General features: G+C 56.5%; 1 rRNA gene. It reads left to right on the top strand.

Annotated features, from left to right (window positions below):
- A 16S ribosomal RNA gene (locus tag MH144_RS30655) occupies positions 1-579 on the top strand; the annotation flags it as partial.

The raw sequence follows: 579 nt of genomic DNA, 5'->3' as shown, positions 1-579 counted from the left end.
GAGAAGCTTGCTTCTCTGATGGTTAGCGGCGGACGGGTGAGTAACACGTAGGCAACCTGCCCTCAAGCTTGGGACAACTACCGGAAACGGTAGCTAATACCGAATACTTGCTTTCTTCGCCTGAAGGGAGCTGGAAAGACGGAGCAATCTGTCACTTGAGGATGGGCCTGCGGCGCATTAGCTAGTTGGTGAGGTAACGGCTCACCAAGGCGACGATGCGTAGCCGACCTGAGAGGGTGATCGGCCACACTGGGACTGAGACACGGCCCAGACTCCTACGGGAGGCAGCAGTAGGGAATCTTCCGCAATGGGCGAAAGCCTGACGGAGCAATGCCGCGTGAGTGATGAAGGTTTTCGGATCGTAAAGCTCTGTTGCCAGGGAAGAACGTCCTTGAGAGTAACTGCTCAAGGAGTGACGGTACCTGAGAAGAAAGCCCCGGCTAACTACGTGCCAGCAGCCGCGGTAATACGTAGGGGGCAAGCGTTGTCCGGAATTATTGGGCGTAAAGCGCGCGCAGGCGGTCATTTAAGTCTGGTGTTTAATCCCGGGGCTCAACCCCGGATCGCACTGGAAACTGG

This window comes from Paenibacillus sp. ACRRY (assembly GCF_022346995.1).
GTDB lineage: Bacteria > Bacillota > Bacilli > Paenibacillales > Paenibacillaceae > Paenibacillus.
Note: the sequence above shows the minus strand (reverse complement) of the source record. Positions and strands in the feature narration are given on the sequence as shown.